Origin of the sequence: Bradyrhizobium sp. WSM2793 (assembly GCF_000379585.1) — a bacterium.
Taxonomy (GTDB): domain Bacteria; phylum Pseudomonadota; class Alphaproteobacteria; order Rhizobiales; family Xanthobacteraceae; genus Bradyrhizobium.
In genome coordinates this window covers 41813-55259 of sequence record NZ_KB902770.1, presented here as the reverse complement: position 1 = coordinate 55259, position 13447 = coordinate 41813, and the positions used below count along the sequence as shown (strand labels likewise).

At 64.7% G+C, this 13447-nt stretch carries 15 protein-coding genes; 7 read left to right on the top strand and 8 right to left on the bottom strand.

What is annotated here, in order from left to right:
- The first annotated feature begins 10 nt into the window (after positions 1-10).
- From A3AS_RS0105295 to A3AS_RS0105275, 5 genes are all read left to right on the top strand, one after another.
- Positions 11-808, top strand: coding sequence for a MotA/TolQ/ExbB proton channel family protein (locus tag A3AS_RS0105295; protein WP_018316555.1), 798 nt, complete (start codon positions 11-13; stop codon positions 806-808).
- Positions 805-1491 (top strand): hypothetical protein, encoded by a 687-nt coding sequence (locus A3AS_RS0105290; protein WP_018316554.1) that lies wholly within the window; start codon positions 805-807, stop codon positions 1489-1491. Before A3AS_RS0105295 ends, A3AS_RS0105290 begins: the two co-directional genes overlap by 4 nt.
- On the top strand, positions 1484-2089 hold the full coding sequence (locus A3AS_RS0105285; protein WP_018316553.1) for a hypothetical protein: 606 nt from the start codon (positions 1484-1486) through the stop codon (positions 2087-2089). Before A3AS_RS0105290 ends, A3AS_RS0105285 begins: the two co-directional genes overlap by 8 nt.
- A 131-nt stretch (positions 2090-2220) precedes the next feature.
- Complete coding sequence (locus A3AS_RS0105280; RefSeq protein WP_018316552.1) at positions 2221-2961, top strand: metallophosphoesterase; 741 nt, start codon at positions 2221-2223, stop codon at positions 2959-2961.
- A gap of 6 nt (positions 2962-2967) precedes the next feature.
- Complete coding sequence (locus A3AS_RS0105275; protein ID WP_018316551.1) at positions 2968-4407, top strand: bifunctional serine/threonine-protein kinase/universal stress protein; 1440 nt, start codon at positions 2968-2970, stop codon at positions 4405-4407.
- 24 nt (positions 4408-4431) lie between these two features.
- Here the strand turns inward: A3AS_RS0105275 and A3AS_RS0105270 are convergent, their stop codons facing one another.
- The 4 genes from A3AS_RS0105270 to rpe form a co-directional block, all read right to left on the bottom strand.
- Positions 4432-4623 (bottom strand): hypothetical protein, encoded by a 192-nt coding sequence (locus A3AS_RS0105270; RefSeq protein WP_018316550.1) that lies wholly within the window; start codon positions 4621-4623, stop codon positions 4432-4434.
- A gap of 209 nt (positions 4624-4832) precedes the next feature.
- Complete coding sequence (locus tag A3AS_RS48155) at positions 4833-4973, bottom strand: hypothetical protein (RefSeq protein WP_177237224.1); 141 nt, start codon at positions 4971-4973, stop codon at positions 4833-4835.
- 90 nt (positions 4974-5063) lie between these two features.
- A complete protein-coding gene (locus tag A3AS_RS0105260; RefSeq protein WP_018316547.1) occupies positions 5064-5651 on the bottom strand; it encodes a hypothetical protein in 588 nt (195 codons plus the stop codon).
- Positions 5652-5698: 47 nt separating this feature from the next.
- Positions 5699-6400 (bottom strand): ribulose-phosphate 3-epimerase, encoded by a 702-nt coding sequence (gene rpe / locus A3AS_RS0105255; protein ID WP_018316546.1) that lies wholly within the window; start codon positions 6398-6400, stop codon positions 5699-5701.
- Positions 6401-6655: 255 nt separating this feature from the next.
- Here rpe and A3AS_RS0105250 point away from each other — a divergent pair, with 255 nt between their 5' ends.
- A complete protein-coding gene (locus A3AS_RS0105250) occupies positions 6656-7429 on the top strand; it encodes an EF-hand domain-containing protein (RefSeq protein WP_018316545.1) in 774 nt (257 codons plus the stop codon).
- Positions 7430-7441: 12 nt separating this feature from the next.
- Here A3AS_RS0105250 and A3AS_RS0105245 read toward each other — a convergent pair whose 3' ends face one another.
- From A3AS_RS0105245 to A3AS_RS0105235, 3 genes are read right to left on the bottom strand one after another with little or no spacing between them, the layout of a single operon-like run.
- A complete protein-coding gene (locus tag A3AS_RS0105245; protein ID WP_018316544.1) occupies positions 7442-7654 on the bottom strand; it encodes a KTSC domain-containing protein in 213 nt (70 codons plus the stop codon).
- A gap of 50 nt (positions 7655-7704) precedes the next feature.
- Complete coding sequence (locus tag A3AS_RS0105240) at positions 7705-8700, bottom strand: P1 family peptidase (protein ID WP_018316543.1); 996 nt, start codon at positions 8698-8700, stop codon at positions 7705-7707.
- Between the two features lie 58 nt (positions 8701-8758).
- Positions 8759-11566, bottom strand: a complete 2808-nt coding sequence (locus tag A3AS_RS0105235) for a PAS domain S-box protein (RefSeq protein WP_018316542.1) — start codon at positions 11564-11566, stop codon at positions 8759-8761.
- 244 nt (positions 11567-11810) lie between these two features.
- Between A3AS_RS0105235 and A3AS_RS0105230 the strand changes: the two genes are divergently transcribed.
- A complete protein-coding gene (locus A3AS_RS0105230; RefSeq protein ID WP_018316541.1) occupies positions 11811-12197 on the top strand; it encodes a response regulator in 387 nt (128 codons plus the stop codon).
- A gap of 81 nt (positions 12198-12278) precedes the next feature.
- Here the strand turns inward: A3AS_RS0105230 and A3AS_RS0105225 are convergent, their stop codons facing one another.
- Positions 12279-13397 (bottom strand): branched-chain amino acid ABC transporter substrate-binding protein, encoded by a 1119-nt coding sequence (locus tag A3AS_RS0105225; RefSeq protein ID WP_018316540.1) that lies wholly within the window; start codon positions 13395-13397, stop codon positions 12279-12281.
- Positions 13398-13447 lie beyond the last annotated feature (50 nt).

Sequence of the window (13447 nt, the reverse complement as noted above, 5' to 3'; positions counted from 1 at the left end):
GCAGTGCAGCATGAGTTCGATCACGATTGGACCGATCGCGGGAACCGCGACCGACCCATCCGAGCGCAGCGCGCTCCTGTTCTGGATGATCTTCACGGGGCTCTCGATCTTCGCCGTCGTGCTGCTGTGGCGGTTCGGCCTGATCCATCTGATGCTGACCTCGGACCGGACCTACATTTCGAGCGTCATCGCGGTGCTCTATGTTCTGACCTGCGGCCACTGCTTCCTGCGCACGCGGGCGATCGCGCGTGAAGGCGCAGCGGCGCGGCGCTGCCGCGAGGCGCTCGCCGCGCCTGATGGCGGCAAGGTGCTCGATGCGAGCGCGGCGGCGCTGCCGCGTGGCCTGGTGCGCGACCACATCCAGAGCCTGGTGACGAAAGCGGCCGCGCAGGGCTACCGCCCGGTCGACCAGACGCTGCTGCTGCGGACGCTCGCGGACCGGCTGCGCGGCTCCAATGGGTTCGGCGCCTTTGTCTCGGATACGCTGATGAAGCTCGGCCTGCTCGGCACCATCGTCGGCTTCATCATCATGCTGGCGCCGATCGCGGGGCTGGATGCCGCCGACAAGGTCGCGATGCGCTCCTCGATGGGGCTGATGAGCGACGGCATGGCGGTCGCGATGTACACGACGCTCGCCGGCCTCGTCGGCTCGATCCTGGTCCGTATCCAGTACTACATGCTGGATGCCGCGACCCAGCGGGTGTTCTCGGATGCGGTGGTGCTGACCGAGACCTATGTGACGCCGGTGCTGGAGCGCAAGGGGTCTGAAAAGGGGTCTGGGATCAAGGGTGCCGGGATCCCGTCATGATGGATGATTTCGGTCTCTATCCGCGCGAGGAGCCGTTCGATCCGCTGGGCGTGATGCTGTTCAAGGCGCTCCAGGTGATCGCGTTCCTGTTCTTTCTTGCGCTGCTCGCGGTCTCCCCGGATGCCAAGGAGGGCAAGATCGATTCCAAGGCGGAGTTCATGATCACGCTGGACTGGCCGGACAGCCACCCCGACGATCTCGACCTGTTCGTGCAGGATCCCGCCGGCAATATCGCCTGGTACCGCCATCGTGAGGCCGGCTTCCTGACGCTCGATCGCGACGACCGCGGCGGGGCCAACGACTTCATCATCGTCGCTGGCAAGAAGATCGCCTCGCCCATCCGCGAGGAGATCGTCACCGTGCGCGGCATCCTCGCCGGCGAATACACCGTCAACGTCTCGCATTTCGTGGCGACGACAGGTGAGCCCGTTACGGCCAATGTGAAGGTGCAGAAGCTCAATCCGACCGCGCAGGTGGTCTTCGACAACAAGTTCACGCTCGATCACACCGGCGACGAAAAGACCGCGGTGCGGTTCCGGATCGACGCCGAAGGCAAGGTCGTCAATGTGGACCAGCGGCCGAAATCGCTGCTGGAGACGTTCCGCAGCAGCTGGCGCAACGGGGCCGATCTCGACCCGAGGACCGGGGTGAGCAGTAACGCCAAGAGGATACGCCGTGACTAATCTGCAAACGGTCATCCTCACGCTGTCGGTTGCCTATGCCGTGATCGGTGCGCTGCTGCTGATCGTGCTGGTCTATGGGCGGCTGCACTGGTCGTTCAAGGCGGTCGCGGTGGTGGTCACCAGCGCGTTCTACATCGTCAGCTTCAGCGAGATGCGCGGCCTGCTCGGTTGGGCCAGCACCGACCGGCTGCCGACGACGTTCAAGCTGCTGAAGTCCCGCATCGTCGAGCCGCATTCGCTTCAGGGTGACCCCGGCTCGATCTATCTGTGGGTCGAGCAGCTGGACGAGGACAATCGCCCGAGCGGCATTCCGCGCGCCTTCCGCGTCCCCTACGACGACAGGCTCGCCGACAAGACCCATGCCGCGGAGAACGAGATCGCTCTGGGACATCCGCAAGGCGGCCGCGCCGCCGATTTCGGCGGCGGCGATGGCAGCCTCATCGATATGGTCCGCGAATATGTGACGCCGAAGACCATTTTGGAGACCACCGGCGGCGATTCCTCGACCGGCGAATTCCTTGCCCCGCCGGCCGGCGCGCAAGGCGCCGTGTTCACGCCGATACCGCCGCCCCGGATGCCGCCAAAGGACGAGCAATAGGCCCTTCGTCATCGCCGCAGGATCATCACCGCAAGGCTGCGCTGGTAAACGGCGCGGCGCTGGCGCATGGTTTTGACCTCCCTCAATTTGGCCTTACCGGCCTTCAATACGAATTGGAGGGTGGAGGGTGCGTGCTCCTAGCTGTCTTTTCGGATATCCATGGCAACAGACAGGCCTTCGAGGCCTGCCTGAAGGCCGCCCGCGCGAGGGGCGCGGAGCGGTTCGTCCTGCTTGGCGATTTCGTCGGCTATGGCGCCGATCCGGAATGGGTGGTGGATACCGCGATGGAGCTCGTTGCCCAGGGTGCGATCGCCGTCCGCGGCAATCACGACCAGGCGGTCAATTCCTCGACGGAGACCATGAACGCCGAGGCGCAAATCGCGATCGAATGGACCCGCGGCCGGCTTGATACCGCGCAGCGGCGGTTCCTGACCGAACTGCCGATGCTGGTGGAGGATAGCGATCGTCTCTTCGTGCATTCGGAAGCCTCCAGCCCCCAGCGCTGGCACTATGTCCGCTCGACGGTGGACGCCGCCAAGAGCCTGATCGCGACGCCCGCTCATGTTACGTTTTGCGGCCACATCCATCGTCCCGCGCTCTATTCGATGTCGGTGACGGCCAAGATGACGAGCTTCGTGCCGAAGACCGACGTTCCGGTGCAGCTTCTGCGCGGCCGGCAATGGCTCGCCGTGCTCGGCTCGGTCGGCCAGCCCCGCGACGGCGATCCGTCGGCAGCCTTCGTCTTGTTCGACACCGAGACGTGCCAGATCACCTACTGCCGCGCGCCCTATGACATCGGGACCGCGGCGGACAGGATTCGCGACAACGGCCTGCCGCACTGGCTCGCCGATCGGCTCTCGCAGGGGCGCTAGAGGCCGATGCCGAAGCCCCTGGTCAAATCCGGTGCGGTGATCGATGGTTACACCATCGGTGAATGCGTTCATGCCGGCGGCATGGCGACGTTGTGGACGGTCACCCATCCCGGCATCGACATGCCTTTGCTGATGAAGATCCCGCGGGTGTCGGAGGGCGAGGACCCTGCCGCGATCGTCTCCTTCGAGATGGAGATGATGATCCTGCCGCGGCTGGCGGGTCCGCACGTCCCGGCCTGTTTCGGCACCGGCGATTTCGCGCACCAGGCCTATGTCGTGATCGAGCGCATCGGCGGCACCACGCTCTACAAGCGGCTGCCTGACCTGCCGTTGCCCTACGACGAAGCGCGGCAGCTCGTCGCCAAGATCGCGACCGCGCTTGCCGATCTCCACCGCCAGAACGTGATCCATCACGACATCAAGCCGAGCAGCATCATGTTCCGCGAAACCGGCGAGGCGGTGCTGATCGACTACGGCCTGTCGCATCACAACCACCTGCCGGATCTTCTGCAGGAGGAATTCCGCCTGCCTTACGGCACCGCGCCCTACATGGCGCCCGAGCGGCTGTCAGGGGTGCGCGACGATCCGCGCAGTGATCTGTTTTCGCTCGGCGTGCTGCTCTATTTCTTCACGACTGGCGAACGGCCGTTCGGCGAGGGCGAGACGATGGGCGCGATGCGGCGCCGGCTGTGGCGCGATCCGTATCCGCCGCGAAGCTTGCGCACCGACTACCCGCTCTGGCTTCAGGAAATAGTGTTGCGGTGTCTCGAGATCGAGCCGGTATGGCGCTATCCGACGGCATCCCAACTCGCCTTCGATCTCGTCCATCCGGACCAGGTCAAGCTCACCGCGCGCTCGGAGCGGGTGAAACGCGACCCAATCGGCGTCGCATGGCGTCGCCGCTTCAACCAGGGTGTCATGGCGCCGCGCGCGAAATCGGATGTCGCCGCCCAGATCGCATCGAGCCCCATCCTCGCCGTCGCGCTCGACACCGTGGAAGGCGCACCGGAGCTGAACGAGGCGCTGCGCGTGACCACCGAGCGCATCCTTGCCACCTTGCCGTCAGCACGGCTTGCCTGCGTCAACGTGCTCAAGCTGAACCGGATCGCGATCGACCGTACCCTGGACGAGCAGGGGTCCAACAAGCATATCGACCGCCTGGTCGCGCTCAGGCATTGGGCGACGCCGCTCAAGCTGGATGAGAGCCGGCTGTCGGCTCATGTGCTGGAGGCGGTCGATCCCGCCGCCGCGATCCTGGAGTTCGCCGAGGTCAACCAGGTCGACCACGTCATCATCGGCGCGCGGCAGAGCTCGTTCAGGCGCACGCTGCTCGGCAGCGTCTCGGCCAAGGTGGCTTCGGAAGCGGCCTGCACCGTCACCGTGGTGCGGCCGCCGCGGATGGCTGGGGACGCCGGCGAGCCCAATGCCGGCGAAGTGCCGGGATAGGCCGCCTGTCGACTTGAGGCTGGATCAGGCCGCGTGGACGGAGTGAACGGTGCGCTTGCGGCGGATCGGCCAACAGAATTGCGGGCCGGGCTCGCCGTGATCCGGACTGCCGCCGAAATATTGGATGATCTCGCGGCAGGGCTCGCAATTGAACAGGTTACGCGACGCGGATGCCTTGGTCATTTCCTTGAGGCAGTTCGGGCAGTGCGGTTTCATGGGAGGTGGTCCGGAAAAGAGTGTCTCAGTGTCGGCGCCGCGAAGGAAACGAATGATCGAGGTCCGAACAGTCGAACCCGGCATCGTCGTCTAGCCCGCCATCGGCTCGCTCGAGGCGGCCGAAGAATAGTCGAGGCCCGGATGCGGGCGGCGCGGGATCCGGCACCTGCGCTTCGGCTGGCGCTTCACGAGTGCGATCTGCATGGACGTCAGCCCCTGTCGCGGGCGCGACGGATGTTGCGGGCCGAACGGGCCGGAGCCTCGACCGGGCCGGCCGACGGACCGAGCACGACAAACGCACTGAAACCAATCCACAACGCCACGCCAGTCCAAACCAGGGTCGTCGTCATGATGTGCTCCCGCGAAAACAGGCAGGAATCACTTGCAGTGATTTGCACGAATCAGTGAAGTCCGGATGAGTACGGACGAAGGCTACAATTTTAAGCTTTACCCGTAGAAGCCGCAATTCTTTCCAGGTGCGACCGGCTTACTTTGCCGGTGCGCGCATGATCGAGGATATCCCGGATGCGCCGTGCGTCTCGAACGCAGCGAAACCCATAGCGCCCGGTGTAGTCGGTATCGGGCGAACGGGTCGAGCGCCCTGACGCAAAGTTGAGGTGGCCGACGCCGCCGCCGATGTCGAGGATTTCGAACACTGCATCCATGGCGTCGAACGAAGTAGCCGTCACGCTGCGTCTGCTCCAGGCCGTGCGCACGATCAGCGCGCGGTGGTCGGTGATCACATAAAGCGTCTGCAGGTCTTGCAGCAGCATCACGAACGGAGCTGCAACAATCCCAACTCCAAGCATCGCGAGAGGTTGGGTCGCTTGGTCGATCCAATCGTTCCTGACGGCGATGACGGTCAGCAACAACCAGGGAAATCCGATACACCAGAGAAATCGCCACATTGCCGCGCGGGCGATGCCGTCGGGCTGCCCCTGCCAGACAACTTGCTCTCCATCCTGAAGGGACTCGGCGAGAAGACGAAGCAGGCCGGCAGAAAACGGAGTGGCGCGGAGTTCATCCATCCCCGTTGGTCGCAGCGGCAGCAGCTCCGGTTCGGACAGCGATGGTCTCAGACCGCCTCGCCGCGTGCCCCCAGTGCTGCGTTGCGGATCGCGGCGATGTTGGCTTTGTACGAGTCCAGCGTGCCGCCCTTGAACACGGATGTGCCGGCGACGAAGGCGTTGGCGCCGGCCGCGGCGAGCGCGCCCGCAACTTCGGGGCCGACGCCGCCATCAACCTCGATGTCGATCGGGCGTCCGGCCGTCATCGCGCGGATGTCGCGGATTTTGCCGATCGCGGAAGGGATGAAGGCCTGGCCGCCGAAGCCGGGATTCACCGACATCACCAGTACGAGGTCGACGAGGTCGAGGACATATTCGAGCGTGCTGATCGGCGTGCCGGGATTGAGCGAGACGCCGGCCTTCTTGCCGAGCGCGCGGATCGCCTGGAGCGAGCGGTGCAAATGCGGACCGGCCTCCGCATGCACCGTGATGTGGTCGCAGCCGGCTTTCGCAAAGGCCTCGAGATAGGGGTCACAGGGCGAGATCATCAGGTGCGCGTCGAACACCTTCTTCGTGTGCGGGCGCATCGCCTTGATGACATCGGGGCCGTAGGAGATGTTCGGGACGAAGTGACCGTCCATCACGTCGAGATGGATCCAGTCCGCGCCGGCGGCGTCGACGCTGCGCACCTCCTCGCCGAGCCTGGAGAAGTCCGAGGCCAGGATCGAGGGCGCGATTGCCAGGGGGCGGGGGGCGAAGGCTTGGGTCATGGCGCGGTTTCCCGTGGCGGCCGAAAGAAGATTGGGCCTCGCCTAACATGGGCCTCCGCGGTCGGCAATGCAGGGCAGGTGTGCTTCCTGTGGGCGGAAATTTCTGCCGCGACCGGCATGATTTGCCGGTGTTCCCGGGCCGTCGAAGGTGCGGTGGCGGCGGATTTCATTGAACTTTTTGCGCTGGCACGACGCTTGCTGACGTTACCCGACAGAACATTGGCCGCGGCATGCCGCGTCGGTTGGAGTTGTGCAATGCTGTTAGCCCTTGGCGCCGTGTCCAGCGCGCTCGACGCGATCCAGTCGCTGACGAATTCGAAGTCGTCCTCGTCGACGCAGAAGGCCGGGTCGGCGCAGGGCGCGACCAATCCGTTCGCGATCGATAGCGGCAGCAGCAGCACGACCAGCGGCGCGACCTCGTCGGGCAATGCGGGGAGGTATCCGCAGATTTCGGCGGAGACGATGAACGCGCTGTTCGCGGCGCAGAGCCAATCGGCCGACGGCTCGGCTTCGTCGAACTCGACGTCCTCGACGTCGAAAGGTCGGGAAGCTGCACTGAAAGATCTGTTTTCGCGGATCGACGCGGATGGCGATGGCAAGATCACAAAATCAGAATTTGAGGACGCGCTCGGCGCCGGTGGCACCAATCTGGCGAAGGCCGACGAGGTGTTCTCGAAGATGGATGCGAACGCCGACGACAGCATCAACCTCGGCGAAATGACCAAGGCGCTGACGAGCGGCCGTCACGGCCACCATGCGCATGGCGCGGACGGTGCGGGCGATGCCTCCGGCAGTGGCTCGGGTTCTTCCTCGCCCAGCGGCGGATCGACCACGACCACGACGACCGCTGCCGACGGCTCGACCACGACGACCGTCACCTATGCCGACGGCTTCAAGATGTCGACGACGGTGCCGGGCGCCTCCAGCCCCCGCAATTCGGCTTACGATCTGTTCGCGCAGTTGATGCAGCAGCAAGGCGGGCAAGGCTCTTCGGCGGCTGCCGGTTCGTCGATGTCGATGAGCGTGTGAGCGGCATCCGAGTCAGCCGGCATATTCGTGCGTGATGTCACGATAGGCGTACCGGTCGCGGATCTCGTGGTTGAAGAACGCCCCCTTTAAGCGCGTTTCCCTGAACGCCGCGGCGACCTCGGGCGGAACATCCTCGTAGACATAGAGGCGTCCGCTAACGAAAGTCACCTTCAGCTCGCGCGTTTCCGGCGCATAGCGGAAGAAGCGGATCACGGACGACGGCATGGCGGTACACCTTGGCCCGCCAGGACAACGCCGTATCCGCCGTTTCGTTGCTAGCCGAACCGGTCCATCCAGGCCGGCTGCGCTCCCGGGAACGGTAGCCCGGCTGCGCTATAGACGCCGCGGGCGATTGCGCGCGCGACCACGTTGGCCGCGACGGTGCCGAGCTCGGTGAGGCCGACCAGCGGATCGATCGGCTTCTCACCGGTGGCGGCCGCAAACAGCACGTCGCCATCCGTCGGTGCATGCACCGGGTAGATCGCGCGGGCAAAGCCGGTGTGTGCGATCATCGCGAGCCGCTTGGCCTGGGGCTTGGTCAGCACCGCGTCGGTGACGACCGCGCCAATGGTAGTGTTCTCGCGCGCGTTCGCGGCAGGGCCGCCCTTGATGCGCATGCGGAGCATGTCGTCTGTGAATTTGTCCGGCAGGCCGCGTCCGCCGAACTCGCCGTTCACCTCGAACGGCGCCGCCCAGAACCAAGGTCCGTTGCCGACGGTGACGCTTCCCACCGCGTTGACGGCGACGATCGCGGCGACCTTGACGCCATCGGGCGTCACCGCCGAGGCCGAGCCGAGCCCGCCCTTGAGCGTTGCGGTGGTGGCACCGAGGCCGGCGCCGACGCTGCCGATCGCGAAGTCGGTGCCGGCGGCGGCCGCCGCGGCGTAGCCGAGGTCGCGATAGGGCGAGAACCGTCCCCAGGCCTTGTCGCCCCCATTGAGCAGATCGAACAGGATCGCGCCCGGCACGATCGGGATCAGTGCTTCCCGAACCCGGTGGCCGCGGCCTTGCTCGGCGAGCCAGGCCTGCACCCCGCCCCCGGTATCGAGGCCAAACGCGGAACCGCCGGACAGTGCGATCGCGTCGACGCGCTCGACGGTGTTGGCGAGATCGAGCAGTGCATCTTCGCGCGTGCCGGGTCCGCCGCCGCGGACGTCGATCGCCGCGACCGCCGGCTGGTCGAAGATGATCGCGGTCGTGCCGGAGGCCACTTTCGTATCTTCGGCATGGCCAACGCGGACGCCGGCAATATCGGTGAGCAGATTTTTCAAGGCGGCCTCATCGTTGAGTGCAATTCGCGATCTGCGATAGCGCAGAGAGGACGCAGGCTCAACTGGCGAGTGCCGTCCTGAGCATCTTGGCAAGCTCGGACTTGCGGTAGGGCTTTGCCAGCAGCAGCACGCCGGAATCGAGCCGGCCGTGGTGGACGATGGCGTTCTCGGTGTAGCCCGAGGTGAACAATGTCTTCAGGTCCGGACGGCGGCGGGCGGCTTCATCGGCAAGCTGGCGACCGTTCATGTTGCCCGGCATGATGATGTCGGTGAAGAGCAGGTCGATGGTCTTGTCGTTGTCGATGATGGTCAGGGCCTCCGCGCCGTTGGCGGCCTCGAGCGCGGTGTAGCCGAGGCTCTTGACCTGGGTCACCACATATTGCCGCACCAGTGCGTCGTCCTCGACGATCAGGATCTTCTCGTCGCCGCCGGTGACGGGCGCGTTCTGGAGTACTTCGATCTCGGTCTCCTGCACGCCGCTCGAGCGCGGCAGGTAGATCTTGACGCTCGTGCCATGGCCTTCCTCGCTGTAGATCTTGACGTGGCCACCGGACTGCTTGACGAAGCCGAACACCATGCTGAGCCCGAGCCCGGTGCCCTTGCCAACCTCCTTGGTGGTGAAGAAGGGGTCGAACACCCGGTCAATCAACTCCGGCGGAATTCCGGAGCCGGTGTCGCTGACCGCGATCATCACGTAACTGCCGGCGACCATGTCGGCATTCATGCTGGCATAGCCGTCGTCGAGGAAGACGTTGCGGGTTTCCAGCACCAGGGTGCCGCCATCGGGCATCGCGTCACGCGCGTTCAGCGCGAGGTTGAGGATCGCCGTGGAAAGCTGGCCGGGGTCGACCAGAGCCGGCCATGCATCCTCGGTGAGCTGCGGCATGATGGTGATCTGCTCGCCGAGGGTGGGGTGCAACAGCTTGGCGGCTTCCAGCGCCAGCGCATTGACGTCGATCTCGCGGGGCTGGAGCGGCTGCTTGCGGGCGAAGGCTAGTAGATGCTTGGTCAGCTGCGCGCCGCGCTCGGCGGCGTCGTCGATCAGCTTGGTGATCGCAGCCAGCTCGGGCCGGTCGGCGACCGCGTCCGACAAGATGCCGATCGTGCCGGTGATGACGGTCAGCACGTTGTTGAAGTCGTGGGCGACACCGCCGGTCAGCTGACCGATGGAATCCATTTTCTGGACCTGCCGGAACTGGGCTTCGGCGGCCTGCTTCTCGGTGAGATCCCGGCCGATGAAGAAGTGACGCTTCACCGGCTCGGACCAGGTGCCCATCCAGTTCAGCGTGACCTCGTGACCGTCGTAGTGATAGTAGCGCGCCTCGAAGCTGCGTTTGACCGCACCGCGCCGCGCCGCGCGCATCTCCTCCCGGGTTCTATCGAGGTCGTCGGGGTGGATGAACTCGGTGGCGCTGTGCCCGATCAGATCTTCCGGGTTGAAGCCGAGGATGTCCTTCACGCTGGGGCTGACCTGGATGAAATTGCCGAAACCGTCGGTGACCAGGATCAGGTCCTGCGAGGTCTCGAAGATGCGCTGGCGCTCCTCGATCTCGCGGCGAAGCTTTTCCCTGCTTTGCTTCTCCTCGGTGATGTCGTGAGCGATCTTGGAGGCGCCGATGATCTCGCCGCTCTCCGCCCGAAGTGGCGAGACGTTGAGGACGACGTCGAGCGCGCGACCATCCTTCCTGAGACGGACGGTCTCGTGCTGGGCAATCGACTCGTTGCTGCTGATGCGATTGAGAATGCTCCTGACTTCCGGCTTGCGGTCCTCAGGCACGATGATGTCGATCGGCTTGCCGACGGCCTCTGCGGCGGAATAGCCGAACAGGTGCTCGGCCGCACGGTTCCAGCCGGTGATGGCGCCGTTGAGCGACTGGGTGATGATGGCGTCGTTGGAGGATTCGACGACGGCGCCATACAGCGCGAGGCGCTTGCCATAGAAGTCGCGATCCGACGCCGATTGCTCGCGCAGCCTGCCGACGAGACCCACCGTCCGGGCCTGAAGGCGAACATTCTCGATCAGCAACACCGCCAGCACGAAGCTCGACGCGCAGAGGCCATAGAGACGGCCGGCGTAGAAACCGAGATCGAAGCGCACGACGTTGACGATCGCAGACAGCGCGATGTCGAACAGCCATGCGCACATCACGACCATGAGCCATATGTCGATCACCGAATGCGGGCGCCGGAACCACAGCGAAACGAGCGCGGCGAAGCTCAGCGACCAAACAAAAGACACGACCCCGATCATGGTCGGTGTGTATCGGCTGTCGCGGAGCAGGACCGGCAACAGATCGTGCTGGGCGGTGACGATCCAGGTGAAGGCAGCCATGGCCACGATGACGCCGAGCACGATGGCGTAGATCACGTTGCTTGTCGTGCCCCGGATCGTGGGGCCGCCGTCCTTTTCCTTCAGCCAGGCATAGCCCAGCACGAACAGCGGGAAGGCGCCGTGCCAGACCATGTAGAGCCAGACCGTGGTCTGACTGCCGGCGCCAAACAGCCCGGTCGGCGCGAACAGGCCCGGGAAGGTGAGGGCATGGACCAGCGCTGCCGCGGCGGTGAACAGGTAGCCGGTCGACAGCCACAACAGGGCGCGGGTCCGCAGCACCGAAAACTGCGACAGCAACAGCACTGCCGTGATGATGTCGCTCACCGCCAGGGCGGATTGATAGCTCGCAACGAAGGCCGGAACCGGCGACAGCTGGATACCTGCGAACGGAACGGCCAGGGCGAACAGGATCGAGGAGACGCCGACGATCCACATTGCCGCGGTCCGGTCGGCCGGTGCGGCCGGCAGCGTTGAAAGAAATGTGCTTCGGTCGATCGTAGGCACGTTCATCTCATGCAGACCCGTTTTGAGCATCTCCGCAGTTCCAAGATACGGCAGTCTTGATCTCCACGGTCCCCACGGTAGCCCGTTCTGGCGCGTGTCGTGAACTGTTGCAGTGACGACTCAACCGAAGGTTACAGCTTACTTAATTTTGGTGGGAGCGCGGAATAGGGATGGGTAAGATGCGCTTTACTGGGCGGTGTCATAATGCCCTGCCGCCGCGGCGGGTTCCAGGCTTGAATCATACGATTTGGATCAATCTGTGGGGGTTGTTCCCATGCCTCGTATTCTCATCATCGACGACCAGAAGGACGTGCGCGCGATGGTCGCGATCGTGCTTCGGGTCAACCGTTACGAGGTTGCCGAGGCCGACAGCGGTGCGGCGGGGCTGAAAACCTTCGCGGAAGGCTCCTTTGACGCGGCAATCGTCGATATCTTCCTTGGTGACACCAGCGGCGTCGACGTCATCGCGAGCCTGCGCGAGCGTGCGCCGGGACTTCCCATCATTGCGGTGTCCGGGATGACGACGCTCGATTTCCTGGACCAAGCGCCTCACCTCGCCAACGTGGTCTGCCTGCAAAAGCCGTTTCGGCCGAACGACCTCCTGCAAGCACTGCGGAAGGCCCAGGCTGCGGCCAGCGGCGAACTGCCTGCGGCCGTCTGAACCGCCCGCGAAAAGAAACGCCCCGGGCGAGCCGGGGCGTGGTGACGATCGTATGGCGGCCCGAGGGCGCGTCAAGCGGGCTTAGGTGCCGTTGCCCTTGATCTCGGCATAGTTGCCCTTCGCGTCCCATTTGTAGACGACGTAGTCGATCTGCTTGATATCGCCCTTGGCGTCATACTCGATCGGACCGATCACGGTGTCCCACTTGCCGGCCTTCATCGCCTCCATGACCTTCTTGGCGTCGGTGGTGCCGGCCTTCTTCGCCGCCTGCGACCACACCTGCATCGCCGCGTAGGTGTAGAGGGTGTAGCCCTCGGGGTCGATATTCTTGGCCTTGAAAGCCTCCACGATCTTCTTCGCGGTCGGCTTGTTGCGCGGATCGGGGCCGAAGGTGAACAACGTGCCTTCGCCGGCCGGGCCGGTGATGGAGGCGTACTCCTTGTCGGCGAGCGCGTCGCCGGCCATCAGCACGGTCTTGAGGCCCTGGTCGCGCATCTGACGCAGGATCAGGCCGCTCTCCTGATGGTACCCGCCGACATAGACGAGGTCGATGTTGTCACGCTTCAAGCGCGAGACGATCGCGTTGAAGTCCTTGTCGCCCTTGTTGTAGGACTCGTACATCTTCTCGGTGACGCCGGCTTTGTTGAGCGCCTTCTTGGTCTCGTCGGCAAGACCCTTGCCGTAGGTGGTCTTGTCGTTGAGGATCGCGATGTTCTTGCCCTTGTAGTTCTTGGCGATGTACTGCGCCGCGATCAGGCCCTGCTGATCGTCACGACCGCAGACGCGCGCCACGTTCCAGAGCTTGCGCTCGGTGAACAGCGGATTGGTCGAGGCCGGCGTGATCTGCAGCACGTTGCCGTCGGCATAGGCTTCGGAAGCCGGGATCGACGACGACGAGCAATAGTGCCCGGCCACGAACGGGATTTTCGCGCCGGCGATCTTTTCGGCGATCGAGCGCGCCTGCTTCGGGTCGCAGGCATCGTCCTCGACGGAAAGCGCGAGCTTCTTGCCGTTGACGCCGCCTGCGGCATTGATATCGGCCACGGCCATTTCGGCGCCGTTCTTCATCTGGCGGCCGAAGGCGGATTCGCCGCCGGTCATCGGGCCTGCGACTGCGACGGTGACATCCTGCGCGAACGCCGCGCTCGAAAGCGCGATCGACGCGCCGAATGCCAGACCGATGAGCTTCAGTGACTTCATGAGATACCTCGCGGGTGGTCGCCTGTGGAAGTTGCCGGGCGTGCCCGGTT

Bases quoted from the DNA above. Each gene is read 5' to 3' on its own strand.
- A3AS_RS0105295 (WP_018316555.1), top strand. From the start codon at position 11: ATGAGTTCGATCACGATTGGACCGATCGCGGGAACCGCGACCGACCCA.
- A3AS_RS0105290 (WP_018316554.1), top strand. From the start codon at position 805: ATGATGGATGATTTCGGTCTCTATCCGCGCGAGGAGCCGTTCGATCCG.
- A3AS_RS0105275 (WP_018316551.1), top strand. From the start codon at position 2,968: ATGCCGAAGCCCCTGGTCAAATCCGGTGCGGTGATCGATGGTTACACC.
- A3AS_RS0105270 (WP_018316550.1), bottom strand. From the start codon at position 4,623: ATGAAACCGCACTGCCCGAACTGCCTCAAGGAAATGACCAAGGCATCC.
- A3AS_RS48155 (WP_177237224.1), bottom strand. From the start codon at position 4,973: ATGACGACGACCCTGGTTTGGACTGGCGTGGCGTTGTGGATTGGTTTC.
- A3AS_RS0105260 (WP_018316547.1), bottom strand. From the start codon at position 5,651: ATGGATGAACTCCGCGCCACTCCGTTTTCTGCCGGCCTGCTTCGTCTT.
- rpe (WP_018316546.1), bottom strand. From the start codon at position 6,400: ATGACCCAAGCCTTCGCCCCCCGCCCCCTGGCAATCGCGCCCTCGATC.
- A3AS_RS0105250 (WP_018316545.1), top strand. From the start codon at position 6,656: ATGCTGTTAGCCCTTGGCGCCGTGTCCAGCGCGCTCGACGCGATCCAG.
- A3AS_RS0105245 (WP_018316544.1), bottom strand. From the start codon at position 7,654: ATGCCGTCGTCCGTGATCCGCTTCTTCCGCTATGCGCCGGAAACGCGC.
- A3AS_RS0105235 (WP_018316542.1), bottom strand. From the start codon at position 11,566: ATGCTCAAAACGGGTCTGCATGAGATGAACGTGCCTACGATCGACCGA.
- A3AS_RS0105230 (WP_018316541.1), top strand. From the start codon at position 11,811: ATGCCTCGTATTCTCATCATCGACGACCAGAAGGACGTGCGCGCGATG.
- A3AS_RS0105225 (WP_018316540.1), bottom strand. From the start codon at position 13,397: ATGAAGTCACTGAAGCTCATCGGTCTGGCATTCGGCGCGTCGATCGCG.